At 62.1% G+C, this 25062-nt stretch carries 25 protein-coding genes; 4 read left to right on the top strand and 21 right to left on the bottom strand.

Annotated elements, in window-relative coordinates:
• Nucleotides 1-23: 23 nt before the first annotated feature.
• Nucleotides 24-1439 carry a histidine kinase dimerization/phospho-acceptor domain-containing protein gene (locus B9Z50_RS05380; RefSeq protein WP_158270632.1) on the bottom strand — a complete coding sequence of 472 codons (1416 nt, stop codon included), beginning with the start codon at nucleotides 1437-1439 and terminating at the stop codon, nucleotides 24-26.
• 8 nt (nucleotides 1440-1447) lie between these two features.
• Nucleotides 1448-2125: a response regulator transcription factor gene (locus B9Z50_RS05375; RefSeq protein WP_108363571.1), complete on the bottom strand. Its 678-nt coding sequence runs from the start codon at nucleotides 2123-2125 to the stop codon at nucleotides 1448-1450.
• Nucleotides 2126-2353: 228 nt separating this feature from the next.
• Between B9Z50_RS05375 and B9Z50_RS05370 the strand changes: the two genes are divergently transcribed.
• A complete protein-coding gene (locus B9Z50_RS05370) occupies nucleotides 2354-3001 on the top strand; it encodes a phosphatase PAP2 family protein (RefSeq protein WP_108362673.1) in 648 nt (215 codons plus the stop codon).
• Nucleotides 3002-3004: 3 nt separating this feature from the next.
• Here B9Z50_RS05370 and B9Z50_RS05365 read toward each other — a convergent pair whose 3' ends face one another.
• The 7 genes from B9Z50_RS05365 to B9Z50_RS05335 form a co-directional block, all read right to left on the bottom strand.
• Nucleotides 3005-3883 (bottom strand): sugar phosphate isomerase/epimerase, encoded by an 879-nt coding sequence (locus B9Z50_RS05365; protein ID WP_108362672.1) that lies wholly within the window; start codon nucleotides 3881-3883, stop codon nucleotides 3005-3007.
• 8 nt (nucleotides 3884-3891) lie between these two features.
• On the bottom strand, nucleotides 3892-4767 hold the full coding sequence (locus tag B9Z50_RS05360; protein ID WP_108362671.1) for a 4-hydroxyphenylpyruvate dioxygenase: 876 nt from the start codon (nucleotides 4765-4767) through the stop codon (nucleotides 3892-3894).
• Nucleotides 4768-4906: 139 nt separating this feature from the next.
• Nucleotides 4907-5740: a shikimate dehydrogenase gene (locus B9Z50_RS05355; protein ID WP_108363569.1), complete on the bottom strand. Its 834-nt coding sequence runs from the start codon at nucleotides 5738-5740 to the stop codon at nucleotides 4907-4909.
• A gap of 152 nt (nucleotides 5741-5892) precedes the next feature.
• Nucleotides 5893-6888 carry a TRAP transporter substrate-binding protein gene (locus B9Z50_RS05350; protein WP_108362670.1) on the bottom strand — a complete coding sequence of 332 codons (996 nt, stop codon included), beginning with the start codon at nucleotides 6886-6888 and terminating at the stop codon, nucleotides 5893-5895.
• Between the two features lie 91 nt (nucleotides 6889-6979).
• Entirely contained in the window at nucleotides 6980-8260 is a 1281-nt protein-coding gene (locus B9Z50_RS05345; protein WP_108362669.1) for a TRAP transporter large permease subunit, read from the bottom strand.
• Between the two features lie 10 nt (nucleotides 8261-8270).
• Nucleotides 8271-8741 (bottom strand): TRAP transporter small permease, encoded by a 471-nt coding sequence (locus B9Z50_RS05340; RefSeq protein ID WP_233249779.1) that lies wholly within the window; start codon nucleotides 8739-8741, stop codon nucleotides 8271-8273.
• Between the two features lie 105 nt (nucleotides 8742-8846).
• On the bottom strand, nucleotides 8847-9488 hold the full coding sequence (locus tag B9Z50_RS05335) for a TetR/AcrR family transcriptional regulator (RefSeq protein ID WP_233249778.1): 642 nt from the start codon (nucleotides 9486-9488) through the stop codon (nucleotides 8847-8849).
• Between the two features lie 129 nt (nucleotides 9489-9617).
• On the opposite strand from B9Z50_RS05335, the gene B9Z50_RS05330 reads away from it, so the two are divergent.
• A complete protein-coding gene (locus B9Z50_RS05330) occupies nucleotides 9618-10490 on the top strand; it encodes an NAD(P)-dependent oxidoreductase (protein WP_108362667.1) in 873 nt (290 codons plus the stop codon).
• Nucleotides 10491-10497: 7 nt separating this feature from the next.
• Here the strand turns inward: B9Z50_RS05330 and aroE are convergent, their stop codons facing one another.
• A complete protein-coding gene (aroE, locus tag B9Z50_RS05325; RefSeq protein WP_108362666.1) occupies nucleotides 10498-11331 on the bottom strand; it encodes a shikimate dehydrogenase in 834 nt (277 codons plus the stop codon).
• Nucleotides 11332-11400: 69 nt separating this feature from the next.
• Here aroE and B9Z50_RS05320 point away from each other — a divergent pair, with 69 nt between their 5' ends.
• Nucleotides 11401-12666: an MFS transporter gene (locus B9Z50_RS05320; protein WP_233249777.1), complete on the top strand. Its 1266-nt coding sequence runs from the start codon at nucleotides 11401-11403 to the stop codon at nucleotides 12664-12666.
• Nucleotides 12667-12677: 11 nt separating this feature from the next.
• Here B9Z50_RS05320 and B9Z50_RS05315 read toward each other — a convergent pair whose 3' ends face one another.
• The 7 genes from B9Z50_RS05315 to B9Z50_RS05285 form a co-directional block, all read right to left on the bottom strand.
• The gene (locus B9Z50_RS05315; protein ID WP_108362665.1) at nucleotides 12678-13856 is read right to left on the bottom strand and encodes an MFS transporter; all 1179 of its coding nucleotides are present in this window, start codon (nucleotides 13854-13856) and stop codon (nucleotides 12678-12680) included.
• Between the two features lie 10 nt (nucleotides 13857-13866).
• On the bottom strand, nucleotides 13867-14820 hold the full coding sequence (locus B9Z50_RS05310; protein WP_108362664.1) for a Gfo/Idh/MocA family oxidoreductase: 954 nt from the start codon (nucleotides 14818-14820) through the stop codon (nucleotides 13867-13869).
• A gap of 98 nt (nucleotides 14821-14918) precedes the next feature.
• Complete coding sequence (locus B9Z50_RS05305) at nucleotides 14919-15797, bottom strand: class III extradiol dioxygenase subunit beta (protein WP_108362663.1); 879 nt, start codon at nucleotides 15795-15797, stop codon at nucleotides 14919-14921.
• A 37-nt stretch (nucleotides 15798-15834) separates the two neighbouring features.
• Nucleotides 15835-16272, bottom strand: coding sequence for a protocatechuate 4,5-dioxygenase subunit alpha (gene ligA / locus B9Z50_RS05300; protein WP_108362662.1), 438 nt, complete (start codon nucleotides 16270-16272; stop codon nucleotides 15835-15837).
• 217 nt (nucleotides 16273-16489) lie between these two features.
• On the bottom strand, nucleotides 16490-17419 hold the full coding sequence (locus B9Z50_RS05295) for an amidohydrolase family protein (RefSeq protein WP_108362661.1): 930 nt from the start codon (nucleotides 17417-17419) through the stop codon (nucleotides 16490-16492).
• A gap of 140 nt (nucleotides 17420-17559) precedes the next feature.
• On the bottom strand, nucleotides 17560-18243 hold the full coding sequence (gene ligK / locus B9Z50_RS05290) for a 4-carboxy-4-hydroxy-2-oxoadipate aldolase/oxaloacetate decarboxylase (protein WP_108362660.1): 684 nt from the start codon (nucleotides 18241-18243) through the stop codon (nucleotides 17560-17562).
• Between the two features lie 141 nt (nucleotides 18244-18384).
• Nucleotides 18385-19413, bottom strand: coding sequence for an amidohydrolase family protein (locus B9Z50_RS05285; RefSeq protein ID WP_108363563.1), 1029 nt, complete (start codon nucleotides 19411-19413; stop codon nucleotides 18385-18387).
• A 396-nt stretch (nucleotides 19414-19809) separates the two neighbouring features.
• Between B9Z50_RS05285 and B9Z50_RS05280 the strand changes: the two genes are divergently transcribed.
• A complete protein-coding gene (locus tag B9Z50_RS05280) occupies nucleotides 19810-20721 on the top strand; it encodes a LysR substrate-binding domain-containing protein (protein WP_108362659.1) in 912 nt (303 codons plus the stop codon).
• A gap of 12 nt (nucleotides 20722-20733) precedes the next feature.
• On the opposite strand, the gene B9Z50_RS05275 is transcribed toward B9Z50_RS05280, so the two are convergent.
• From B9Z50_RS05275 to B9Z50_RS05260, 4 genes are read right to left on the bottom strand one after another with little or no spacing between them, the layout of a single operon-like run.
• Nucleotides 20734-21684, bottom strand: coding sequence for an AEC family transporter (locus B9Z50_RS05275; protein ID WP_108362658.1), 951 nt, complete (start codon nucleotides 21682-21684; stop codon nucleotides 20734-20736).
• A 34-nt stretch (nucleotides 21685-21718) separates the two neighbouring features.
• Entirely contained in the window at nucleotides 21719-22975 is a 1257-nt protein-coding gene (locus tag B9Z50_RS05270; protein ID WP_146183167.1) for a hypothetical protein, read from the bottom strand.
• A complete protein-coding gene (locus B9Z50_RS05265) occupies nucleotides 22972-23904 on the bottom strand; it encodes a glycosyltransferase (RefSeq protein ID WP_108362656.1) in 933 nt (310 codons plus the stop codon). The genes B9Z50_RS05270 and B9Z50_RS05265 overlap by 4 nt, the downstream gene beginning before the upstream one ends.
• Nucleotides 23901-25058 (bottom strand): glycosyltransferase, encoded by a 1158-nt coding sequence (locus B9Z50_RS05260; RefSeq protein ID WP_108362655.1) that lies wholly within the window; start codon nucleotides 25056-25058, stop codon nucleotides 23901-23903. The genes B9Z50_RS05265 and B9Z50_RS05260 overlap by 4 nt, the downstream gene beginning before the upstream one ends.
• Nucleotides 25059-25062 lie beyond the last annotated feature (4 nt).

Raw genomic sequence — 25062 nt, 5'->3', positions numbered from 1 at the left:
AAAAATCCACGCTTATCGCAACATTAAGCCTTGCCCGAAAGCCCTACCATCGCAGGCCAAACCAACGCAAAACGCTTGCCAAAAGGTGCAGCGCCGCCATCGCGCACCAACTGCGCCCCCTGACTTTGGGCAATGCGCTCGACCAAAGTCAGGCCAATGCCCAGGCCCGTGTTGGGGCCAGATGTGGGGGCATCCCCCAAGTCGCCGCCATCGTCGCTAACCGACAGAGCTACCTGCCCTGCCGCATCGCGGGCTACGCGCACCTCCACGTAGGTGCCTGCCGGGTTGTGGCGCAAGGCGTTGTCCACCAGGTTGCGCAAGGCCAGCTCTAGCAAAGTGGACTGTCCGGGCAGCACAAGAGGCTGCTGTGGCGCTTCGAGCGCAATGTCCTGACCCAGCTCATGGGCCAGCGCCGCATGCTCAGACACCACACGCAGGGCCAAAGCGCACAGGTCCACCTGCTCGGACACATCACCCGTCAGGCTTTGGGCCCGCGCCAAGTCCAGCAGCTGCGACAGGATACGCCCGGCACGCAAAGCGCCCTGCTCTACCGCCTGCAAAGCTTGGACTTGTTCGGCACCTCCACTTCCCTTGCGTGCACGCCGGGCCTGCAGCACCAAGGCCGTCAGGGGGGTACGCAGTTCGTGGGCCACGTCGGCGGCAAAGCGCCGCTCACGCACGATCTGGGCCTGCAGGCGCAGCACCAAGGCATTGATGGACTGCACCGTCACGCCCAGTTCCCGATAAGGCTGCTGCGGCACCAGGGTTTGGCCCGCATCGACATCGAGCGCCGCGATCTTGCCCGACAAGCGCTGCAGCGGCAGCAGGCCGCGCCGTATGGCAGAGGCCAGCATCAACGCCACCAGTGGCAAAAACACCAGCGCGGGCAGCAAAATGTGTTCGGAAATGTCGGCGGCCAGCGCCTCCCGCCGAGCCGGGTCCATGAATACCGCCACGCGGCGAACTGCTGAGGCCTCGGTCGATTCGGCCACATACACCCGCCAATCTTGCGAGACGCCCTGCAGCGTCAGGCCCATTGTTTGGTGGCCCAGTGCCAAGCGGGTTGGCAATTGGGCGTGCACGCCATGCGAGTCCCAGACCAATTGATCATCTTGCCAAATCACCACATGAAATTCAGGCACGTAGGCGTTCGGTGGGTGTTGGCTGAGGGCAGCGGGCATCTGAGCCTGATGGGCAGCTGGGGGCTTTGACGCACCGAGCACCGGCCCGGGCGCTCCCAAAGGCTGGCTGAGCAACATTTGTGCGGCCGACACCAGCAGGCCGTCGCTGATTTCTTCGGCCTCGTGGTAGCCCGTGGAATAGGCCAAGCCGGCCAACAACATCCACAGTGCCACCACAGCCCCCAGGGCCCAGGCCCACAGGTAACGCCACAAAGAGCGGTCTTGGGCCTTACCAAGATGGGCTTGAGGGGTCGTCATTTGCGCCATCAAGCCGGCCCTTGGGGTTCTGGCACTGGCACAAAGTAGCCCACGCCGCGCACCGTCTTGACCAAGCCATCGCCCAGTTTGCGGCGCAGGTGGTGCATGTGTACTTCAAGGGCGTTGCTGTCCAGCACTTCGTCAAAGCCATAAAGTGCTTGCTCCAGCCGCTGGCGCGACAGCACCTGGCCGCTGCCACGCAGCAGGGCCAGCAGCAAGGCAAATTCCTTGGCACGCAGCGCCACGGTCTCGCCGTTTCGCACCACCGTGTGAGCCGCCGGATCCACCACCAAGTCGCCATGGCGCAGGAGGGGAGAAGCTCGACCTTCGCTGCGGCGCAAGGCCACGCGCATGCGGGCCAGCAGCTCTTCGGGCTCGAAGGGCTTGACCACGTAGTCGTCGGCCCCCTCGTCCAGCCCGGCCACCCGGTCGGGCAAGGCATCGCGTGCGGTCATGATCAGCACCGGCTTGACACTGCCCGAGCTGCGCACCTGGCGCAGCCAGTCCAGGCCATCGCCATCGGGCAAGCTCAGGTCCAGCAGGACCAGATCAAAAGGCTCCACGCGCAGGGCCGCCGAGGCCAGTGCCAGCGTGGTCGTCACGTCCACCGCATAACCGCTGCCCCTCAGGGTCGCGGCCAAGCCCGTGGCAATGTCCACGTCGTCTTCCACAATCAATACCCGCATGGCTTCATTTCCGGAGGTGTGCCTGATCTGCTGATGAGGCCTGATTGTGTCAGGAGTGGTGTGCATGTTGAGCATCTTGGCAAAGCGAAATTAAGTCAGCCTTAAGGCAATGGCTGTCCAATCACCAACATGCATGAAGACAAGATGGACTGCACGTCAAAACCCCACCAGAGGGCGCACAACCGTTTGGGGGCTGTATGGCCAGGCCTTGGGCTTTGGATCGTCTGTTTGGGCTTGACCCTGGCCTGGGATGCCTCAGGGGCAGACATCCGCGTCATGGCCTGGCTGGGCGATGCGAAGGGCTTTGCGCTGCGCGACCACTGGTGGCTCAGCACGGTTGGGCACGACGGTGCCAAGCGCCTGGCTGTGGTCATTTATCTGGGCCTGGTGTGGATGGCGTTCCGCCCCATGGGGTTCTGGCGCCAGATGCCGCGTCTACAGAGGATCGAAATAGTCGTGGGCATCACCCTGAGCTTGATGGTGGTCACCGCCGTCAAACGTGTGAGCCTGACCAGCTGCCCTTGGGAGCTGCAAGCTTTTGGCGGCATCGCCACTTATGTTTCGCATTGGAATTGGGGTGTCTCCGATGGCGGCAGTGGCCATTGCTTTCCAGGCGGCCACGCCTCCAGCGCTTTTGCATTCCTGGCCCTGAGCCTGCCGTGGTTGGCCTCCACCCAGCCCCATGAGCGACGCACGGGACAAAAACTCTTGGCAATCATCTTGCTGATGGGCCTGGTTCTGGGCGCCATCCAAACCCTGCGTGGCGCCCACTTCCCCAGTCACACGGCATGGACAGCTTTGGTGTGTGCGGCAGTGGCTTGGGTCAATCACCTCTTATTTGCAAGCTATCGGTCCTGGTCAACGCGCCCATCCTGAATCTCAAGCTCCGCGCACCCAATCGGGCAGCGGCGCGGCTTTGTGCAGCACATCTTGGTGCAGCCAGGTGGCACTCTTGCGGGCACGTTCGGCCACGGTCTCCAGCGGCAGTTGTTGGTAGTCGTCGTTGAAGACCTCGAAGCTGTAGTCGCCCCGGTAGCCCAGGCGGTCCAGACGCAGCACGAGATCGGCCAGTTGCTCGCTGTGGACACCCTCGCCTGGGAACACACGGAAAGTGCGGGCGGTGGTCATGCGCTCTTCAAAGGTGGGCGTTTCCTGCCACATGAAGTCCGACAGCTGCACCAGAAAAATCTTGGACGGGTCCAGCTCTTCAATGGCGTCAAGATCAGTCTTGGCGGCAAAGATGTGAAACGAGTCGATGCCGATGCCCAGATTGGGGCAATCGGCGCGGCAGACCACGTCCCAACTGGTGGTGAATTCATGGACAGTGCGGCCCCAAGAAAGCGCTTCATAAGCGATCTTGATGCCCAGAGGCACCGCCAGCATGGCCAGTTTTTTCAGATCGGCGGCAATGAGATCCAGGTCTTGCGTCGCGTGGCGCGAGGTAGACGAGCACACCAGCAAAACCTGGCTGCCAGTCGCCGCACACATCTCGAGCATGGACTTGGCGATGTCGAGCTTGTAACTGTGCAAGTGTCCCGAGAGACCCTCGAAGTCGCGCAGCACCTGAAAACCGGTGGGCCGCATGCCGCTGGCGGCCACCGCCGCCACCGCGGCCTGCACGCCCCCGGGGTGCGTGACCAGATCGCGGGCCATGAGCATCACCTGAGAAAAGCCAGCGCCCTTCATGGCGGCCAGTTTGGCCTCGAGGGTCCCGGCCATGGTGATGGTGTCCATGCCATAACCATCGAGCAAGTTCATGTGCGGCCTCATTGGTGAACGAGTTCAAAAGCGACCGAGCCCAGCGTGGCGCGGGTCAGTGCGCCACGGTCTTCGGGGTGCAAACGGGCGGACTCGACAAACTCCACACCACGGGCCTTGAGCGCGGCCACGGCTTGGCCCACGTCCGCCACACCAAAACCGATGCGCTGCAAACACTCGGGGCTGTCGTCGCCGTCCATCCAGGGCTCGGGCTCGACCAGTTGCCACAAGAAGCTGCCACAAGGGCTTTTCATCAGCTTGCCTTTGGGCAGGATGCCAAAGCGCTCTTCGTCAGGGATTGCACTGAAGTCGAACATGTGTTCGTAGTAGGTTTGCCACTCCGCGCTGCGGGCCGCGCCGATGTACTGCACCACGCCAAAGTAGCGCATGTCCGCCAACGCAGGCGGGTTCGGATCCACCGTCGGGATGGGCTTGAAATCGATGTCGTAAATAGAAAACTCTTGCCAGCGGTCGACAAAGTAAAAGCGGCTGCCGCCCGGGCCATGGATGGCGGGAATGTGCAGCTCCATCGCTTGGGCGTGGCTGCCCACACTCCAAGCACCCAAGTCCAGGCAGCGGGTGTGGGCCTTCAGAGCGTCTTGTACCCTGAACGCCACGGCCGAGATGACCGGCTGGCCATCGACCGTGGCACTCACACGGGCGTCGTCCGGGCTGGCATTGACCACCAGGTTCATGCTCCCCTGGCGGTAAAGCGTGACCTCGCGCGAGCGGTGTCGGGCCACCGGGCGAAAGCCGATGTTCTCCAGCACCTGCCCCAGGGCCTGCGGGCGACTGGTGGCGTATTCGATGAATTCAATGCCCGCGATGCCCAGTCGGTTGGGCATGTCCGGCACAGCTTCTCGGTCAATTTTGTTCAAGGTCATCTCTTCGCTCCAGTTGCAATTTGCAGGTGCGCCCCATGGACGATGGTGTTTGGGGTGTGTTCCACACCCACCGCCCACGGCGGTGGGCTCCTACAAAAAGAGGTTCAGTTCATCGGCCGTGGTGGTGGGTCAAACAGGTTCAGTAACTCAGCCGCGCCAAGCGGCGCAGCACGTCGGCGGTGGTGGTGGGCAAACCAAAAAACTCCAGATAGGCCGGAATCTGTTCGTAAAGCATGTCGGTGCCCACCTGCGTGCGGCAGCCGCGTGCTTGGGCTGCCGCCAAAAACGCGGTGGTCTCGGCACGCATCACGACCTCGCCCACAAAGGTGTCGGGCGACAGGCGCGTCACATCCAATGGCAGCGGGTCGCCCTCGTTCATGCCCAAGGGCGTGGCGTTGACCACCAAATCGTGACCCGCTGGATCGTTGGAGCCGGTGCGCACCTCAATTTGCGGGTAGTTGGCTTGGAGCCGCTGGGCCAGTGCCTCGCAGCAGTCGACATTCACATCGAACAGGCTGATCGCCGCAATGCCCGCGCCCGCGAGCGATGCTGCAATCGCGCAACCCACGCCACCTGTCCCGACAACCAGCACGCGTTTTCCCGTGAGGTCAAAACCCTTGCGCTGCACGCCACGCACAAAACCGGCACCGTCAAACATGTCGCCCACCAAACGGCCATCGGCCAGGCGCTTGACGGCGTTGCAAGCGCCGGCCACACGCACCGTGGCAGTGACTTCGTCGAGCAAGCCCACAGTGCTGACCTTGTGCGGCATGGTGATCAGCGCACCGCGGATGTTGTCCAAGGTGAACACCGACTGGAGGAAGGCCGGGTAATGCGCGCTTTGGCAAGCCATGGGCACCACCACCGCGTTGATGCCCGACGCTTCAAAGTACGGGTTGTAGATCATCGGTGACTTGAAGGTGTGCGTGGGGTAGCCGATGTGCGCGATGAGTTCGGTGTGGCCGTTGATCATGGGCTGATAGAAAGAGGCCCGCATCGCTCAGGGATGCGAGTTGAAAAAAATCAGGAATTTCCCCTGTAGGCAGGGAAGTGAGTCGCTGCAGCAACAGGCTGCAGCGGACTCATTTCAAGCCCGGGTCACGGCGTGTGCCGTGGTCCGGCGGCTTACTTGCGCAGCTTGGCCAGCTCGGCTTGCAGCTCTGCCACGGTGGCCGCGATCGGCTCGCCGTGCTTGGCAATCACGGGCTTCATCTTGTCGCGCAAGATGGCCACTTCGGCTGCGGGCAAGGTGGTCACTTGCATGCCGCCTTTTTTCAGGTTCTCAAGCAAACTGGCTTCCTGGGCACGGGCCTGGGCACGCTGGAACTTGGACGATTCGGCGGCGGCGTCGCTCAGGATTTTCTTGTCAGCAGCCGACAGGGTGTCCCAGAACTTCTTGCTGATGACGATCGACTGGGGGTTGTACTGGTGACCGGTCAGGGTCAGGTGCTTTTGCACTTCGTACAACTTGGCGCCATTGATCGTGGCCACGGGGTTTTCCTGGCCGTCCACCGCCTTTTGCTCCAGCGCAGCGTACAGCTCTGGGAATGGCAGTGGTGTGGGGTTGGCACCCAGGGCCTTGACCCAGTCCACGTTGATCGGGTTAGGGATCACGCGCAGCTTCAGGCCTTCGATGTCCGAGACCTTGTTGATGGCGCGGCGGCCATTAGTCAGGTTGCGAAAGCCCAACTCGTAGTAGCCCAGACCCACCAGGCCTTTTTCTTCCAGCTTGGCGTGCATCTTTTTGCCAAAGGCACCGTCAACCACGGTATCGGCTTCCGGGCCGCTGGCAAACAGGAAGGGGAAGTCAAACACCGCAAAGTCCTTGACCTGCGAGGCGAAGATGCCCGAGTTCATCGACGCCATCTCCAAGGTGCCGCCTTGCAGGGCCGACACGTTGGCCTGGTCGCTGCCCAGAGCGCCACCGGGGAACACATTGACCTTGAGCTTGCCGCCGGACTGCTTCTCGACGATCTCCTTGAACTTCTCCATGCCCTGGATGATGGGGTGACCGGCCGCGTTCTGGTTGGCGAACTTGATGGTCCTGTCTTGCGCCATGGCCACACCGGTCAGGGCCAAAGCTGCCGTGGCCAGCACGGTCTTGATGAACACTCGTTTCATGAACTTGTCTCCGAAAAGGAAAGCGGGACGCCATGGATAAAAAGGTTTGGCGAGGGCGTGCCCAACTCACCGCCAAACCGCTTGAAAAACATCAGGAATAAAAGAACTTGAGCGGCACCATCACGATGGACGGGAACAGCACCAGCAAAATCACCACCAGAATCTGCGCGAACATGAAAGGCAGCACACCTTTGGCCACTTCGTCGATCTTCATCTTGCCCACACCCGCCACCACGTTGAGCACCGTGCCCACGGGCGGCGTGATCAGACCAATGGCACCCACCATCACAAACAGCACGCCAAAGTAAACCGGGTCGATGCCCGCGGCCTTGACCACCGGCATCAGCACAGGGGCCAGAATCAGGATGGTGGGCGTCAAGTCCATGGCCATGCCGATCAGCAAAAGCAGCAGCATGATGATGGTCAGCAGCAAAGTGGGGTTGTCCATGAAGGGGCGCAGCAATTCAATCAGCTGCGCAGGCAACTGGGCCACGGTGATCAGCCAGGCGCTGACCGATGCGGCCGCCACCAAAAACATGATCACGGCGGTGGTTTTGGAAGCCGACACCATGACCTCGTAAATTTGGTGCCACTTGAGTTCACGGTACACCACTGTGGCCACAAAGAAGGCATAAACAGCCGCCACCACCGCGGCCTCGGTGGGGGTGAACACGCCCATCTTCAAGCCCACCAACACAATGACCGGCAAGACCAAGGCCCAGGTGGATTCGCGCAAGGCCTTCCACTGGTCTGCGGTGCTGGCCTTGGGCGGTGTGGTCGCGCCTTCGCTGCGGGCCACCAGCCACCAGGTGAACGCGATGGCCACGCCCATCAAGATGCCGGGCACGATGCCGGCCATGAACAGCTTGCCAATTGACACATTGGCTGCCACACCAAAAATCACAAATGGAATGGAAGGCGGAATGATGGGCGCGATGATGCCGGCCGCGCCGATCAGCCCCCCCGCACGCGCCTTGTTGTGCCCCGCCTTGACCATCATGGGCAAGAGCAAAGCGGCCAATGCGGCCGTGTCGGCCACGGCCGAACCCGACAAGGAGGCCAACATCACCGCCGCCAAAATCGTGACAAACCCCAAACCGCCGCGCACATGGCCCACCAGACTCAGCGCCAAGTTCACAATGCGACGAGACAGGCCACCCACATTCATGATCTCGCCTGCCAGCATGAAAAATGGCACCGCCAGCAAGGGGAAGCTGTTGGCCCCTTCGAGCACGTTTTGCGCCAGGATCTGCGCGTCAAACAAGTCCAGATGCCACATCAACGCAACACCCGACAGCAGCAACGAATAGGCCACGGGGATGCCCATGGCAATGGCCAAAATCAAGGCCCCCAGAAAAATCGCGATGGTCATGTGTGGGCCTTCAGTCTTTTTGTGTGAGCAAAGCCCAGATCTGCATCAAAAACATGACACCAGTGGAAAGCGCAAACACCACGCCGCATCCATATGCCCAGGCCATGGAGTAACCCGTCACCGGCGCTTCCACGTCCCAGTTGATGCGCGTTTGCGCCAAACTGCCCGAAAACATGAGCCAGGTGACCAACAGCATCAACAAGTAGCCCACCAGCAAAACAGCTTTGCGCAACAGGGGCGGCAAACTCATCACCAAACTGTCCACACCCATGTGGGCTTTTTCGTGCACGGCCACCGTGGCCCCCAAAAACACCACCCACAAGAAGGCCCAGCGCGACAACTCTTCGGACACGGTGATGCCCGAGTTGAAGCCGTAGCGCAAAACGACGTTGCCAAACACCATGAACACCATGGCTGCCAGACATATCACCATCACCACCGAGAGGACCCTGCAGTAATGCCCCATGAGCTTGTTGAGCATGTTTTCTCCTGAACAGCCCATAATGTACGAACTGGTTAGTTTTTTAATGATCGGTGTTTACCCTGATGCCAAGACCGTTTGCGGGTCTATCAGGTATGCCGAAATTCAATAGGCCACAAAGCGCTGGATCATGTCGACCACATGCTCGCGCTTGAGGGTTTGGGCTTTGGCGGTGCTGGCCTTGTCCTGAAAAATCACGCCAAAGGTGTGGCGATTGGACACATTAAAAAACGTGAACGCCGAGATGGCCGAGTGGATGTCGACCGGCTCCAGCCCCGGGCGGAAGACGCCTTGGGCCACGCCCCGCACGTACAAGTCGCGCACCGACTCAATGGCCTGGCTGTTGAGTTGCTGGATGTTCCGGCTTTGCCGCAGGTAGTCGCCGCGCTGGATGTTCTCGTTCATCACCAGCCGGATGAAGTCTTCGTTGTCGCGGTGGTGGTCGTAAGTGAAGGCCACCAGCTTTTGCAGCGCGTCCATGGGCGGCAAGTCGTCCAGGTGCAGATCGGATTCAATGGCCCGCATGCGCCGGTAAGCCTCCTCCAGCACCGCCAAGTACAGCCCGTCCTTGCTGCCGAAGTAGTAATAGATCATGCGCTTGCTGGTGCGCGTGGCCGCCGCAATGGCGTCGATGCGCGCGCCGCTCAGCCCCTTGTCGGCAAACTCGTGCGTGGCCACGGCCAAGATCTCGGCCATGGTGCGCGCCGGGTCATTGGTGCGACCTGCACCGCTGGAGGTGGCCAACATGGGCTCTGACGAATGTACCGAAGCGTTCATCGGGCGAAGTATAGAGCGCCTGATTGACCAACAAGTGACGCCCTTGCGCCCTGTTCGCGGCTAAAGTGGGCCCATGACGCTTCAATATAAGGAACTACCATGACCCACATTGGCATGATCGGCATTGGCATGATGGGCCACGGCATTGCGAGCAACCTGCTCAAGCACGGGCACCACCTCACCGTCCTCGAACACGCCGGCAACCAGCCGCTGGACACCCTGCTGGAAGCAGGTGCACACACTTGCAGCACGCCGCAAGCCTTGGCGGCGCAGACAGATGTGATCATCTTGTGCGTCACAGGCACGCCCCAGGTCGAAGCAGTGCTACTGGGGCAAGACGGTGTCTTGAAAGGTCTGCGCCCCGGCACCATCGTGATCGACTGCTCCACGGCCGTGCCCGCGTCCACCGAAAAAGTTGCGGCCTTGGTCATCGCCCAAGGCGGACAGTTCCTCGACTCACCCATGACCCGCACGCCCAAAGAAGCGGCCGAGGGCCGATTGAATTTGCTGGTGGGCGGTGATGCTGCGCTGTTTGAACGCTGCCGCCCCATCCTGGCCTGCTTTGCAGAAAACATCGTGCACACCGGGCCGATTGGATCAGGCCACCGCATGAAGCTTTTGCACAACTACGTGTCGCTGGGCACCGTGACCCTGCTGGCCGAGGCCGCGGCCTGCGCCCAGCGCGCTGGTGTGGATGCCAGCACCTTTGTCGAGGTGCTCAGCAAAGGCGGCGGCTTTGGCGCAGCGCTCGATCGCCTCAAACCCACACTCCTGTCGGGCGACACCTCGGGCCTGCGCTTTTCCATGAGCAATGCGCTCAAGGACTTGAGCTACTACAACCAGATGGCCAGCGACACGCACGCCGACCACACCGTGGCCCAAGCGGTCAAAAACACCCTGGAGACCGCCTGCCGCGAGGGTGATCCCAACGCGCTGGTGCCCGAGTTGATCGCGCTGCTGGCCAAGCGCTGAGCCGCCCTTACACCAGCGGCACCGTCAGCTGAGCAATCACTGCGGCGGTGTCAGGCCGTACCCCACGCCACCAGGCAAAGGCCTCGGCCGCTTGCTCGGCCAGCATGCCCACACCATCGGCCAACTGTGTCACGCCCGCTTGTTGCGCCAGTTGCAAAAACGGCGTGAGGCCTTTGCCGTAAGTCAGGTCGTAGGCCAGAGCGCCAGGCGCAAACACACTCGCGGGCAAAGGTGGCAACTCGGCCGTGAGGCTGGACGAGCTGGCATTGAGCACCACATCAAACGTCTGCCCCTGCAAGTCGGCATAGCCAAGCCCCTGCACAGGCACTTGGCCAGTTTGATGCTGCTGCGCCAAAGCCGCCAATTCCTGCGCCTTGGCCACCGTTCGGTTGACGATCACCAGCTCGGCAGGTTGCTCGGCCAACAGCGGCAGTAAGGCCCCGCGTGTCGCACCACCCGCCCCCAAAATCAACACACGCCGCCCCTGCAGCGGGCAGGCCAGGTTGTGCACCAAGTCGCGCACCAGGCCCACACCGTCAAAGTTCTCGGCATACACCTTGTCGCCCTCGAACTTCATCGCGTTCACCGCCCCCGCCATCTGGGCGCTGGGGGCCAAGTCGGTGGCGTAGGCAAAGGCGTCCATCTTGAAGGGCGCCGTCACGTTCATGCCCCGCCCGCCACTGGCTCGAAACGCGTCCACCGTGGCCGCAAACTCGCCCACGGGGCCAAGCAATTTGCCGTAGTCGATGTCTTGCCCTGTGACTTGCGCAAAAGCGCTGTGGATCAGGGGCGATTTGCTTTGCACAATGGGGTTGCCGATGACGGCGTAACGGTCGGTCATGTGGAGGGTTTTCAAAAATCTTGACAGGGGATCTTATCGTCACCCCAGCACGGCCTCACGAAGCGCCTTGTGAAAGATCGTCGATATACTTTTGGCGTGAAGACCCAGCCGACCAACATTCCTTCCGACGGGTTCAAACCCTCCCTGGCCGTGGCGGCCATTGTTCTGGCCCAGTGCCTGAGCACCTCGCTGTGGTTCAGCCCCAGCGGGGTGGCCGACAGTCTGATGCAGGCCTGGCAACTGAGCGCAACTTCTTTTGGCTGGCTGCTGGCCGCCACCCAGCTGGGTTTCATTGCGGGCACCATGGTGTTTGCCTTCAGCGGGGCGGCCGACCGCTTTCAGCCCACGCGCATTTTTGTGGTGTGCAGCGCGCTGGGGGCGCTGGCGAACGCCGCCGTCACCTGGGGCGTGACCGATTACGGCGTGTTTTGGAGCCTGCGTTTTGTGGTGGGCATGTGCCTGGCGGGCATCTACCCACTGGGCATGAAGATGTTGGTCCAGCGTGTGGGCAGCAAACCGGCCGCCGCACTGGGCTGGTTGGTGGGCATGCTGACCTTGGGCACGGCCATGCCGCACGGTTTGCGGGCTCTTGGCCAGAGCTGGCCCTGGCCCGAGGTGCTGCTGGGCTCATCGGTGCTGGCCTTGGTGGGCGCGGCGCTGGTGGCCTTAATGGGCAAGCCGCCCAAGCAGGTCGCATCGCCGAGTTCCCCCGCTGCCCCCGTCCCCGTTCGGCTAAACACCCAGGCCTTGCGCGAGGTGATTGCGGTGCGCGGCTTTCGCGCGTCGGCCCTGGGTTACTTTGGCCACATGTGGGAGCTTTACGCGTTTTGGAGCGTGCTGCCTTGGCTGAGCCTGCCCATCCACCGCTCACTGGTGGCTGCAGGTTACGGCTGGGCGCCCTCGGTGGCGCTCATCAGTTTTTCGGCCATCGGCATCGGTTTTTTCGGATGCGTATTGGGCGGCATGTGGAGCCGCCGGGTGGGCAGCGCGCGGGTGGCGGCCACGGCCTTGGCCGCATCGGGCCTGATGTGCTTGGGCTACCCCTTCATCCCCGACGCTTGGCCATTGGTCCAGTTGGGGGCTCTGCTGTTTTGGGGCGTTTGTGTGGTGGCCGATTCGCCGCAGTTTTCGGCCATGTCGTCGCAGCACGCGCCGCCGCAATGGCTGGGCAGCGCCTTGGTGCTGCAAAACGGTGTGGGCTTTTTGATCACCGTGCTCAGCATCTTGCTGCTGGGCTGGGCCGTGCAGCAATGGGGCAGCATGGCCTTGTGGCTGCTGGCCCCCGGCCCAGTGCTGGGCCTGTGGGCCTTGCGCCCTTTGCTTAAAGAAACCTGAGCCTTTGAGGCTCAGTGGCGCCCCACCAAGCGGTAGACCAACACCCCCAAACCCGACACGCACACGGCCGCTGCCGTGAAAGCATAGGCCAGCCAGCCCAGGTCCACACTTTGCGCCATGAGCAGCACCCCGGTGGACTGGCCGAAAAACAGTGAACTGGCAAACAAGGTCACAGCCGTTCCCCGAGCGGCCGGCGCCATCTGAGTGGCTTGCACTTGCAAGGTGTTGTGCAGCATGTAAAAGCCAAGGCCCGTGAGGGTGCAGGCCAGCATGCCCACCCCAACCGTGCTGCCCCAAGCCAACAACAAAAAGCCTGTCACGATCAAGCCAGTACCGGTGCGCACCAAGCCCCGCTCGCCCAACCAAGCCAGCCAACGCCGAGCCATCTGGCTGTAAAGCAAACCCCCAACGCCGTAGAGCATCATCACCGAGCCGGCTGCCACCACACTGAGCCCGTAGTGCTGGTGCAAATGCGTGGGCATGAACGCCATCGCCCCAAACACCAAAGCCCCTTCGCTGGCCGTGACCCCCAGTACCCAGCGCACCCGAGGCATGCTGAGCAGTTGACCCGTGGTCCGCACCGAAGCCAGCAAACCCGGTGCCGCTGAAGCAGCGACCAGCGGGTGGCTGCGAAGCAAACGCCACAGCAAAGCAGCGGCCACCGAAAACAAAACCGACAGGACCACAAAGGCGCTGCGCCAGCCCAGCGTGTCGGCTGCAAAACCGCCAAACCACAGGCCACTCATCATGCCGATCACGGTGGCGCTCATCAGCTTGGCCAAGGTTTCCTGTCGCCTTTCATAGGGCACTTGGTCACCCACCCAAGCCATGGCCAACGGAATGATGCCCGCGCCCGCCATGCCCATGAAACCGCGCATCATGACCAGCATGGGCAAGTTCGCAGACATCGCCGTGATGGCGCTGAACAAGGCGCAGGCCAACACGGCCAGAGAAACCACACGCAGCTTGCCGAAGCGATCACCCAGCGGGCCGTACAGGAGCTGAGAAAACCCATAGGCCACGGCATAAACCGAGACCACCGCCGAAGCATCGCCGGTACTGACCTGAAACTCATCGCTGAGCACGACCAGCATCGGATCACCAATGCGCATCGCTGCCATGCTGGCAAAACCCGCCAAGCCCAACACCTTCAGGTATCGGCTCTCAAGACTTGGCGTGAGCTGGGTCATACCGGCGTTTTCAGGCCAATTGCTGCTCCAGGTCGTGCAGGACCTGGTAGCAAGGCAGCACTTGTGCGATGGAGCTGTTGGGCTCACGGCCTTCGCGAATCGCGGCAAAGAACTCGCGGTCTTGCAGCTCGATGCCGTTCATCGACACCGCCACCTGGGACACGTCGATCTTTTCTTCCTTGCCGGTGAACAGGTCGTCGTAACGCGCCAAGTAAGTGCCCGTGTCGCCGATGTAGCGGAAATAGGTGCCCAACGGGCCGTCGTTGTTGAAGGACAGGCTCAGGGTGCAGATCGCGCCATTGGCGGCTTGCAACTGGATGCTCATGTCCATGGCGATGCCGAGGGTCGGGTGAATCGGGCCCTGCACCGCGTTGGCTTTGACGATGGGACTGCCGCACTGGTAGGCGAACAGGTCCACCGTGTGCGCGGCGTGGTGCCACAGCAGGTGGTCGGTCCAGCTGCGGGCTTGGCCGAGCGCGTTCATGTTGGTACGGCGAAAGAAATAGGTCTGCACATCCATCTGCTGGATGTTGAACTCACCGGCCTTGATCTTGTGGTTCACCCACTGGTGGCTGGGGTTGAAACGGCGGGTGTGGCCCACCATGGCCACCAGGCCGGTTTCCTTTTGCACGCGCAGCACTTCCTGGCCGTCCTTGTACACATCGCACAGCGGAATTTCCACCTGAACGTGTTTGCCCGCCTTCAGGCAAGCCAGGGACTGGCTGGCGTGCATTTGGGTGGGTGTGCACAGGATGACCGCATCGACTTCTTTCAAAGCCAATGAATCGTTCAGGTCGGTGGTGACATGACCAATGCCGTATTTGTCAGCCACCTCTTTGGTTTTGGCGAACTCGCGGCCGATCAGCGAGACGACTTCGACGCCATCGATGTTTTGGATGCCGTCCAGGTGTTTGATGCCGAAGGCACCCGCGCCAGCCAGGGCGACTCGGATGGTTTTGCTCATGGTTTGATCCTTGTAGGTTTTTTATGTAGGAGCGGTCTCTGACCGCGATGGGTTTGCCATCAGGCAGGGATCGCGGTCAGAGACCGCTCCTACGAGGTTCAGGTGTTTTCGAGGATAGCGTGACCCACAGCTGTGTTGCTGGCGGGCACATGGTAGAAGCGGTGCTTGACAGTGGGCAACGGGCCTGTGACTTTGCCGTCGCTGACATCGGCCATGGCACCACGGGCGATCAGCCACATGACCAGCTCGATGCCTTCGCTGCCCGCTTCGCGCACATAGTTGATGTGCGGTGTGGCAGCGGCAGCCGCCGGGTCGTTGATGAGCTGGTCCAGCCAAGCGTTGTCCCACTCGCGGTTGATCAGGCCTGCACGCGCGCCTTGCAGCTGGTGACTCATGCCGCCTGTGCCCCAGATGTGCACGTTGATGTCTTCGTCATAGCTTTCCACCGCCTTGCGGATCGCCTGCCCCAAATTGAAGCAGCGCTGACCACTGGGCACGGGGTACTGCACCACGTTCACAGCGAACGGGATCACCGGGCAAGGCCAGGCGTCTTTGACCGGGTCCAGCGAACCGCACATCAACGACAGTGGCACCGTCAGGCCGTGGTCCACGTCCATTTTGTTGACGATGGTCAGGTCAAAGTCTTGCTGAATGACCGACTGCGCGATGTGGCTGGCCAACTCGGGGTGACCTTTCACCACAGGCACCGGGCGTGGACCCCAGCCTTCGTCAGCGGGTTGGTACTCAGCAGCGGTGCCGATGGCAAAGGTGGGAATCAGGTCGGAGCTGAAGGCCGTGGCGTGGTCGTTGAAGACCAGAAAAATCACGTCCGGTTTGTTGTCTTTCATCCATTGCCTGGAGAAGTCGTAGCCCGCGAACACGGGCTTCCAATAGTCTTCTTGCGTCTTGCCCAAATCCATGGCCGCGCCAATGGCGGGCACATGCGAGGTGTAGACGGATGCGGTGATTTTGGCCATGTCTGGTTCTCTCAAAAGAATTGGGATCTGACCCCGATTAAGGTTTTTTTCCGGCTGCGCCTTGGGGCTGGTTGTGAGCTTGGGCGCTGCCGTTTTCGCCGACGTAACGATTGCCCTCGATGCTGCGCCCACCCGCGATCATCATGTTGCGGTATTCCTCTTCGGTCATCCCGGTCATGGAGCCGGCCATCTGCTGGAAGCTCTTGCCATCGGTCGCGCCAATTTTGGCGAGGAAGTAAATGTTGCCGCCGGTGCGCATGCACCAGTTGAGATCTCGCGCCAGCACGGCCTGCTTTTGCTCTTCGCTCATCTGCCACTCGTCCAAGTAGGCGCGCTCGTCGGCCTTGAAGCGCTCGCGGTTCTCGGCCTTCATGAGCGACATGCAAAACTGGTTGAGCCAATAGCCTTTGCGTGATTGCTCGGCATCAAAAATGATCGTGCCGGGCACGTCTTTGTAGGGTTTGTCTAGAGCCATATCTGTCCTTATGTTCAATGGTTCATGAATGCTGGATCGCCACGTCGCTGCGCTCCTCGCGATGACGAATTCGGTGTCATGGCAAGCGCAGCGCGTCTATACAAATTCCTTGTCATTGCGAGCGCAGCGCGTCTATACGAATTCCTTGTCATTGCGAGCGCAGCGCGGCAATCCATGGCGCGCTTCGCTCCGAGTAATGACAACCAAAAGGCCATGGTCACACCTCTGGCCAATACAGCCGCATCGGGTTGTCCACCAGCAGCTTTTTTTGCAGTTCTGCCGTGGGCGCGATGTGCGGGATGAAATCGACCAACAGGCCGTCGTCGGGCATGTGGTCTTTCAAGTTGGGGTGTGGCCAGTCGGTGCCCCACAGCACGCGATCGGGAAACTCCTCCACGATGCGCTTGGCAAACGGGATCACGTCGGCGTATGCGTTTTGCTCGCCATTCAAAGCCTTGGGGCCGGTCACCGACAAGCGCTCAGGGCAGGACACTTTGCTCCACACATTGGTGTGCTCGCGCATGAACTTTTGGAACAACGCAAACTGCGGGCCATCCACCGGCAGCGACACATCGGGCCGCCCCATGTGGTCCACCACCACCGTGGTAGGCAGCGCGGTGAAAAAGTCCCACAGCTCAGGCAGATCAACGGCCTCGAAATAAATGACAACATGCCAGCCCCATTTCTGGATGCGGCCCGCGATCTCCATCAGCTCGTCCTTGGGCGTGAAGTCCACCAAGCGTTTGACAAAGTTGAAACGCACGCCGCGCACACCCGCGTCGTGCATGGCCTGGATTTCTTCGTCGGTGACGCTGCGTTTGACGGTGGCCACGCCACGCGCCATACCGTTTGAATTGACCAGTGCATCCACCATGGCGCGGTTGTCGGCGCCGTGGCAGGTGGCCTGCACCACCACATTGCGCGCAAAGCCCAGGTGGTCGCGCAGCGCATACAGCTGGTGCTTGCTGGCGTCACACGGTGTGTACTTGCGCTCGGGGGCGTAGGGAAACTCGGCGCCCGGGCCAAACACGTGGCAGTGCGCATCAACTGCGCCAGCGGGCAGTTGGAATCTGGGCTTGGACGGGCCGGTGTACCAGTCCATCCAGCCAGCGGTTTTGGTGAAATCACCTGTCGTGGGTTTGCTCACTTGTCTTCTCCTGTTCATGCCAAACGCCATCGCTTCCTGCGATGCGCGGCTGTGGCCGTGTTGGGGCGATTGGCTGGCCGAAGGACTGATGGGCCCCGGCACGGCCGCAGCCGCGTATCGCACCCCCACGAATGGTGGAATCAGTCGATGTACTTCAGGCCCGCTGCTGCCAAGGGCTCACGCATCTTGTACATGTCCAAACCCAGCACGCCCGATGCGAGCTTGGCTCGTTTTTCGCCTTCGTTGGCTTCACGCGCTAACGCTGCGGCCAGCGTTTTGGCGGCCAGTGCGTGGGGCACACACACCACGCCGTCGTCGTCGGCCACGATCACGTCACCGGGGTGGACGATCATGCCCGCGCACACCACCGGGATGTTGACCGAGCCGATGGTGGCTTTGATGCAGCCCTTGCTGCTGATGGCTTTGCTCCACACCGGGAAGTTCATCTTCTGCAGCTCTTTCACATCACGCACTCCGGCGTCGATGATCAAAGCGCGTGCGCCTCGGGCTTGGAACGATGTGGCCAGCAGGTCACCAAAGTAACCGTCGGTGCAATCGGCCGTGATGGCCGCGACCACGATGTCGCCGGGCTGAATTTGCTCGGCCACCACATGCATCATCCAGTTGTCGCCGGGGTGCAGCAGCACTGTCACGGCCGTGCCCGATACCTGCGCGCCGGGGTAGATGGGACGCATATAAGGCTTCATGAGGCCCACACGGCCCATGGCTTCGTGCACGGTGGCCGAGCCGAGTGCGCCCAGACCATCTGCAGCTGCGCGGTCAGCGCGGGTGATGTTGCGGTAAACAACGCCGAGTTCGTACATGGTTTTCTCTCCTGAAATAGTGTGTCATTCAGCGGTCAGAGACCGCGATCAGCCTTGATGTCGGTCCATCGCGGTCGGAGACCGCTCCTACAAGATATCTCTGTGGGAGCGGTCTCTGACCGCGAAAAAAGTTCACCACATTCACTGGCCTTTGGCCTTGAGTTGGTCATCCAGCCGCTTGAACACCCGGCGCGCATTGCCTTCGTAGACCATGTAACGCTCTTCGTCGTTCAGGTTGGCCGTGGCTTGCACATAGCGCTTGGTGTCGTCAAAGTAGTGGCCAGTTTCGGGGTCGATGCCGCGCACCGCGCCGATCATTTCGGAGGCAAACAAGATGTTCTTGACCGGGATGACCTTGGTGAGCAGGTCGATGCCCGGCTGGTGATAAACGCAGGTGTCAAAGAAGATGTTGTTGAGCAAGTGCTCGGTCAGCAAAGGCTTTTTGAGTTCTTGCGCCAAGCCACGGAACCGGCCCCAGTGGTAAGGCACCGCGCCGCCGCCGTGCGGAATCAAGAACTTGAGCGTCGGGAAATCCTTGAACAGGTCTGAAGTCAGGCACTGCATGAAGGCGGTGGTGTCGGCGTTCAGGTAGTGCGCACCCGTGGTGTGAAAGCAGCTGTTGCAGCTGGTGCTCACGTGGATCATGGCAGGGATGTCGTACTCCACCATTTTTTCGTAAATCGGGTACCAGGCCTTGTCACTCAAAGGTGGCGATGTCCAGTGGCCGCCCGACGGATCGGGGTTGAGGTTGATGCCCACGTTGCCATACTGCTCGACACACTTGACCAGCTCGGGGATGCAAGTGGCCGGGTCCACACCAGGCGACTGGGGCAGCATGGCCGCAGGCACAAAGTGGTCGGGGAAGAGTTGACTCACGCGGTAGCACAGCTCATTGCAAATGGCTGCCCAGGTAGACGACACATTGAAGTCACCAATGTGGTGGGCCATGAAGCTGGCGCGGGGGCTGAAGATGGTGATGTCCGAGCCGCGCTCCTTCATCTTGGCCAGCTGGTTGGTCTCGATGCTCTCGCGCAACTCGTCGTCGCTGATTTTCAGCTCGGAGACTTTGGGCATGGACGCGGGGTCTTTGATGCCCGCAATTTGCTTGTTGCGCCACTCTTCCAGTGCCTTGGGGGCGGTGGTGTAGTGGCCGTGGACGTCGATGATCAAGGGTTTCGTTTGGCTCATTTTTTCTATCGGTAGGTGTTATAGATTGCCGCGCTTCGCTCGCAATGACAACGCAACCGTCATAACGCGGTACGAAGCGATCTCTGGATTGCCGCACTTCGTTCCCAACGACAACGCAACCGTCATCGCGCGGTACGAAGCGATCTCTGGATTGCCGCGCTTCGCTCCCAATGACAACGCAACCGTCATCGCGAGGTACTAAGCGATCTCTGGATTGCCGCTCTTTGCTCGAAATGTCACAAAGTGTGGTGCAGATTGTGCGTCGCCCTGCTCCAACCTCCAACCCACTGGGGCATCTACCAGCTAGAACAAATTCTTATAACCAAGCCTTGGGTATGACAAAATCCGTTCAACTGAAAGCCCTTGGCGCAGATACACATGGACCTCAAACAGCTCGAATACTTTGTGCGTGTGGCCGAACTGGGCAGCTTCACCCGGGCCGCCCAAGCCCTGAACATCGCTCAACCGGCGCTCAGCCGCCAAGTGCGCCTGCTCGAAGTCGAGCTTCGGCAAAACCTGTTGGTGCGCAACGGGCGCGGCGCTACCCCCACCCAGGCCGGTCTGCTGCTGCTGGAGCACGGCCGGGGCATCTTGCACCAGGTGGAGCGAGCGCGAGAAGATCTGGGCCGGGTGCGCTCGGGCCTCACAGGCCGCGTGGCTTTGGGCCTGCCGCCCAGCGTGGCGCGGGTGCTGACGGTGCCACTCACCCGGGCTTTTCGCACCAAGATGCCCGAGGCCCAGCTGTCCATCAGCGAAGGCCTGTCGAGTGCCATGCAGGAAAACCTGCAAAACGGCCGTCTGGACATCGCCGTGCTCTACAACCCCAGCCCCATGCCGGGCATCGAGCACACCCCGCTGGTGCAAGAAGAGTTGCTGCTGGTGCAGCCGCGCCCACCCGGCTTGCAAGAAGACCCGCCCCCGCCCGCCATCGGCCTGCAAGAAGTCGCCGCCCTGCCCTTGGTCATCCCCACGCGCCCGAACGCCATTCGCATGCATGTGGAGTCTGAAATGGCCGCCATCGGCTGCCGCCCCCTCATTGCGCTGGAGATCGACGGTGTGAGCGCCATCCTCGACCTGGTGGCCGACGGCGCAGGCTACGCCATCTTGCCGCGCAACGCCGTCATGCGCTCGGTGCGGCCTTCGGCGTTTTCGGTGCGGCCCCTGAAGCAACCGGCTCTGCACATCCAGCTGACCACCGCCATCAGCGCGCAACGCCCCAGCACCCTCACCCAGCAAGCCACCCTGGCCCTGCTGACCGAGATGGCGGTGCAGTGGCTCAGCCCGCCCTGAGGCCAGTGGCGATCACACAGGCTGCAGCTTCAACAGCCACAACAGCGCACTGAGCGTGAAGAACGACAGCACCGTGGTCACCAACAAAGCCGCAGCGCTCACCGTGCCGTGGCCGTGGCGCTGGTTCAAGATGGTGTAAATGCCCAGCATGGGCATGGCCCCTGTCAGCAAGGCTGCGGCCCGCAAAGCCGGGTCTGCAATGGGCACCAGCCACACCAGCACCGCCCACATGGCCAGCGGGTGCAGCACCAGCTTGCCCAGCGCAATGGGCAGCACCGTGCCCTGCAAGCCCCGCGCCTGCAAGCCCACCAAGGAGCCGCCAATCACAAACAGTGCCAACACCGCACTGGACTGCGCAAACAAATTGATGGTGCGCCCCAAGGGTGCAGGCATCTGCAGGCCCGACAGAGAAAACATGAAACCCGCCACCACGCCCCAAATCATGGGGTTGCGCAGCACGTTTTTCACGGTCTGCAGCAGCACACTTTTCCACTGCCCAGGCCGGCCCTGCGCGTCGGCAATGGCCAGCAGCAAAGGCAACAGCAAGAAGTTTTCGACCACCATGTTGAGCGCCAACGCCACGCCTGCCACCGGGCCAAACGACAACAAAATGATGGGGTAACCCACAAAGCCGCTGTTCGGGCAAGACATGCCCATGGCCATCATGCTGCTGTAACTCAGGCTTTGGCCCAGCACCCGGCGTGCCCACCACAGGCCCCCGCCAATCATCACCAAAGAGCCCAAGGCGTAGGCCAACAAATAGTTCAGGTTCAGGATCTCGGCCACGCTGCGCTGCGACAGTGCGTTGAACAGCAAGGCCGGCAAAGCCAGCTGCAAGGTAAAGCGCCCAAACACCTGCATCTCGGCCTTGGCAAACAGCCCCATGCGGGTGCACACATAGCCCAAGGCAATGGTCAGGTAAATGGGGACGGTGATGCCCAGAATGTCGAGCATTGTGTTCATGGATCGGTCTTCCCCATGTCTGTGCAAATCGCGCTCATCGTTTGGCCACCCACAACGTCAAAGCCGTCAGGCTCAGCAGCATGTAGGCCGACAGCCAGGCCATGTGCGTGCTGGCACTCAATGGGATGGCCCAAGGCAGAACCACGCACAAGGCGATGAAGCCCGCGTTCATGGCCACACACAACCATGCGTGTTGGACAGCCAAGCCTTTTTGGAACGGCAGGTGCGCGTGCGCGGCCACAAAGCAGGCGGCCGTTTGCCACAGCACCAGGGGCCATACATAGGACGACAGGCCTTGCCAACGCGCGTCGAGCCAGCCCCATGTGAGCGCCAACTGGGCCAAGGCCCCCACGCCCAGCACCAGCGCCGATGCGGCCCAGGCCACCTTCAGCGGGCGCAGCTGCACCTTGGTGGAGCTGCTGAGCACCACCTGCGCCCAAGCCGTGTGCACCAGCGCCGGGATGAAGCTCAAGATGCGCAGCAGCGCCAACAGCCAACCCGCCTCTTGTGCGCCGTAGTGCGCTGGCCAGCTCAGCGCCAGCGCTGTGGCGGCCAGGCCGTCGCTCAGGGTATGAAGCATCTTGAGCCGGGCGCTGCGCGGGTCCGATGATGGGGGGGCTTCGGCGGTGGCAGTGCGCAAGTCGCTGCCCTCTTTGGCGGCCCCCGCCGCGTCGGGCACAGTCGCACTCTGAAAAGCCAGCCGCATCCACACGGCTCCGGCCAGATAACCCAAGCAGGCCGACACCAAAAGCACGGGCAACTCAAGGCCCTCGCCACGCTCAGGAAAAAGCACTGCCCCCAGCACCGCCGCAGCAGCGGCCAGCACAGGCGGCACCATGCGCACCAGGCCCACGGACCAGCGGCTGCCCAGCCGCAAAGTCAGGCTTTGCGCCAGCAACCAGCTCAGCTGCGCCAGGCCCAAAGCAGCGGCCCAAGCCCACACCTGCACCGCATCACCTAAACCCGACCAGAACGCCCCCAGCCCTGCCACCGGAGCCAGCCACAGCAGACGCCACGCGCTTTGCCGCCAGGCGCGGCGGGCAGCAGCGCGGGGCTCCTGGTGCCGCTCGGCCAGCAGGCTCAAAGGGCTTTGCGCCAGTGCCAAACTGGCCCAGAAAAAGGCCAGTTGGCTGGTGGCAGAAAACATCCCCACCTCTTCGGGGCTGAACAACCGAAACAGCACCAAAGCCAAAAAGCCTTGGGCCGCCAACGAGACCAAACTGCCCAGGGCGGCAGGTGCCGTGGCGCGGGGCAAGGCTTGCCAAAGGCTCGACAGATTCAAACGTCTCACGCAGCGGCCCCCAACAAGGCGGGCCAAACCGGCAGGTTTTGCAATTGCTGCGACCAGCGCAAGGACTGCAGGTGTTGGCGATCGGTCTGGTGAGGGGGCAGGCCCTGCACCGCCGCTTGCCATTGCGCGGCTGTGGCGTGCACGTCCAGCAATTGCACCCGCCCGGCATGGGCCAGCGCGGTGCGTTGCGCCCAGGCATAGGGGTTGCTGATCACGGGCAAGCCCAGGGCCAGGTACTCCAGCATCTTGGTGGAGGTTTGCTCAGACAGCGGCAGCACATCGGGCATCAGGTTCAGGCCCGCACGGGCCCGCAGCAATTGCGCAGGCACTTGGTCTTGTGGCACACGCCCGGTGCTCTGAATGTGGCCCAGTGTGGCCAGGCGCTGCTGCAAAGCCAGGGGCACATCCCCCACCAGCAGCAAACTCAATCCCGCTTGCCCCAAGGTTTGCAGCAGCGGCACAAAGTGCAACAAACGGCTCATCTCACCCAGATAGACCAGATCAAACTCAGGCAGCTGCAGCGCTTGCGCCGTCAAAAAAGCTTCGGGCACGCCCATGTCGCGCAGGGCGTATGGCACAGCGCCAGGCGCGTTGCCACCAAAGCCCATGCGCTGGCGCACCCACTCGCTTTGGAACACCCGAAAGTCGGGCACCGGGTGCTGCCACTGCTTGATGCGGTCCTTGAGCCAAGCCAGCGGGGCCACACTGGCCGAGGCGTATTCGTGCACCTGTACCGCGCCCTTCAAGCGCCGGGCCTGATCACTCGGCACACGGCCACAAATCCACCACACGGCCCGGGCGTCACCCGGCACGGTGTGGGCTTGGGTGTGCATCTGCACGGCATGCCCCAAGCGCTCGATGTGCGCCTGGTAGGCCGTCAGCTCGGGCAAATAAGAGCGCTCGCCATGCACAAAGTGGACGGTGATCATGCCCGCCCTCCTGAAGGGGGGTCTTCGCTCGATGCGTCCGTTGGCTCCGCAGCATGGCCCTGCCTTGGTCCTTGCCTGAGCTCTGGCTTGGGCTGCGTCCCCCGCCGCTGCAGCAAACCTGTGAGCACTTGGTCCCAGGCCTGCACAAAAGTCTCCAGGCGGTGCTGTTGCTGCAACAGGTCGATAGCCGCTTGCCGTTCGGCAGGCGCTTGCGCCAGGCTGCGCTGCACGGCGTGGGCCAGCGCAGCGGGGCTTTCGTCGTGCGCCAGACAAAGCGGGGCCGTTGTGGCCAGCATTTCCTGCATGGCGGGGATGGGCGTGCTCACGCAGGGCACGCCGCAGGCCAGCGACTCCAGCGCCGTCATGGGGTAACCCTCGTAGCGCGAGCACAGCACTGTGGCCCGCCAGGCTTGGTAGGTCTGTGCGGTCACGGTTTGTTGGCCGTGCAGGTGCAAGCGGCCTTGGGCCAGCAGGTCTTGCCCGGCGCTGCGCATGGCACCCATCAACTCGCCATCGCCCACCACATGCAGTTGGCAAGCGGCAGGCAAAAGGCGCAGCATGGGCAGCAATTGCAAGGGCTGTTTTTCGGGGGACAAACGACCGACAAAACCCAAAGCCATCACCTCGGTGGCGGACCTGTTGGCGGGCATGGGTGTGCTCACCCCACCCGCGCCGGGCAAGACCGCCGGGTTGCGGATCACGCGCATGCGGCTTTGCATGGCCCGTGCGGCATCAGGCCTGGCCTGTGTCATCACGCGCACCAAGCTGTCGCACGAGGTCTGTGAAGCGCACACCAGTTGGCTGGCCCTTTGGTACACCGTGCGCAGCCAGCCGATTTTCAGCCGCGAGGCCCCGGCCTGCTGCAGCACCTCTTGCAAAGGGCCGTGCACCCACACCACACTGGGCCTGCGGGCCAACCAAGCCAGGGCCACCGCGACATAAGCCGGCCAGAAGTTGTTGGAGGCCACCAGCACCTGCGCCCGCCGCGCCGCCTGCCAGCACGCCCACAGCGAGGGTCGGCCGCGCCGCACCGGCAGCCGCGTGACCTGCCAGCCGTGCTCAGCCAGGCCCGATTCGAGCCAGTGCAGCGTGGTCTGCACCCCGCCCACACCGGACTCTTCGGTCAACAACAAGATGTAGCGAGGACTGGACATGGGC

This window comes from Limnohabitans sp. Bal53, from assembly GCF_003063355.1.
GTDB lineage: Bacteria > Pseudomonadota > Gammaproteobacteria > Burkholderiales > Burkholderiaceae_C > Limnohabitans_A.
This window is presented reverse-complemented; position numbering and strand designations above follow the sequence as displayed.

What these genes read in the sequence shown, in the direction of transcription:
- B9Z50_RS05355 (WP_108363569.1), bottom strand. Translation starts at nt 5,740, where the DNA reads ATGATCAACGGCCACACCGAACTCATCGCGCACATCGGCTACCCCACG.
- B9Z50_RS05265 (WP_108362656.1), bottom strand. Translation starts at nt 23,904, where the DNA reads ATGATCACCGTCCACTTTGTGCATGGCGAGCGCTCTTATTTGCCCGAG.
- B9Z50_RS05305 (WP_108362663.1), bottom strand. Translation starts at nt 15,797, where the DNA reads ATGGCCAAAATCACCGCATCCGTCTACACCTCGCATGTGCCCGCCATT.
- B9Z50_RS05275 (WP_108362658.1), bottom strand. Translation starts at nt 21,684, where the DNA reads ATGAACACAATGCTCGACATTCTGGGCATCACCGTCCCCATTTACCTG.
- B9Z50_RS05350 (WP_108362670.1), bottom strand. Translation starts at nt 6,888, where the DNA reads ATGAAACGAGTGTTCATCAAGACCGTGCTGGCCACGGCAGCTTTGGCC.
- B9Z50_RS05375 (WP_108363571.1), bottom strand. Translation starts at nt 2,125, where the DNA reads ATGCGGGTATTGATTGTGGAAGACGACGTGGACATTGCCACGGGCTTG.
- B9Z50_RS05315 (WP_108362665.1), bottom strand. Translation starts at nt 13,856, where the DNA reads ATGACCCAGCTCACGCCAAGTCTTGAGAGCCGATACCTGAAGGTGTTG.
- B9Z50_RS05280 (WP_108362659.1), top strand. Translation starts at nt 19,810, where the DNA reads ATGGACCTCAAACAGCTCGAATACTTTGTGCGTGTGGCCGAACTGGGC.
- B9Z50_RS05335 (WP_233249778.1), bottom strand. Translation starts at nt 9,488, where the DNA reads ATGTTGGCCACCTCCAGCGGTGCAGGTCGCACCAATGACCCGGCGCGC.
- B9Z50_RS05310 (WP_108362664.1), bottom strand. Translation starts at nt 14,820, where the DNA reads ATGAGCAAAACCATCCGAGTCGCCCTGGCTGGCGCGGGTGCCTTCGGC.
- B9Z50_RS05360 (WP_108362671.1), bottom strand. Translation starts at nt 4,767, where the DNA reads ATGACCTTGAACAAAATTGACCGAGAAGCTGTGCCGGACATGCCCAAC.
- B9Z50_RS05345 (WP_108362669.1), bottom strand. Translation starts at nt 8,260, where the DNA reads ATGACCATCGCGATTTTTCTGGGGGCCTTGATTTTGGCCATTGCCATG.
- B9Z50_RS05365 (WP_108362672.1), bottom strand. Translation starts at nt 3,883, where the DNA reads ATGAACTTGCTCGATGGTTATGGCATGGACACCATCACCATGGCCGGG.
- ligK (WP_108362660.1), bottom strand. Translation starts at nt 18,243, where the DNA reads ATGTACGAACTCGGCGTTGTTTACCGCAACATCACCCGCGCTGACCGC.
- ligA (WP_108362662.1), bottom strand. Translation starts at nt 16,272, where the DNA reads ATGGCTCTAGACAAACCCTACAAAGACGTGCCCGGCACGATCATTTTT.
- B9Z50_RS05340 (WP_233249779.1), bottom strand. Translation starts at nt 8,741, where the DNA reads ATGCTCAACAAGCTCATGGGGCATTACTGCAGGGTCCTCTCGGTGGTG.
- B9Z50_RS05260 (WP_108362655.1), bottom strand. Translation starts at nt 25,058, where the DNA reads ATGTCCAGTCCTCGCTACATCTTGTTGTTGACCGAAGAGTCCGGTGTG.
- aroE (WP_108362666.1), bottom strand. Translation starts at nt 11,331, where the DNA reads ATGACCGACCGTTACGCCGTCATCGGCAACCCCATTGTGCAAAGCAAA.
- B9Z50_RS05380 (WP_158270632.1), bottom strand. Translation starts at nt 1,439, where the DNA reads ATGACGACCCCTCAAGCCCATCTTGGTAAGGCCCAAGACCGCTCTTTG.
- B9Z50_RS05330 (WP_108362667.1), top strand. Translation starts at nt 9,618, where the DNA reads ATGACCCACATTGGCATGATCGGCATTGGCATGATGGGCCACGGCATT.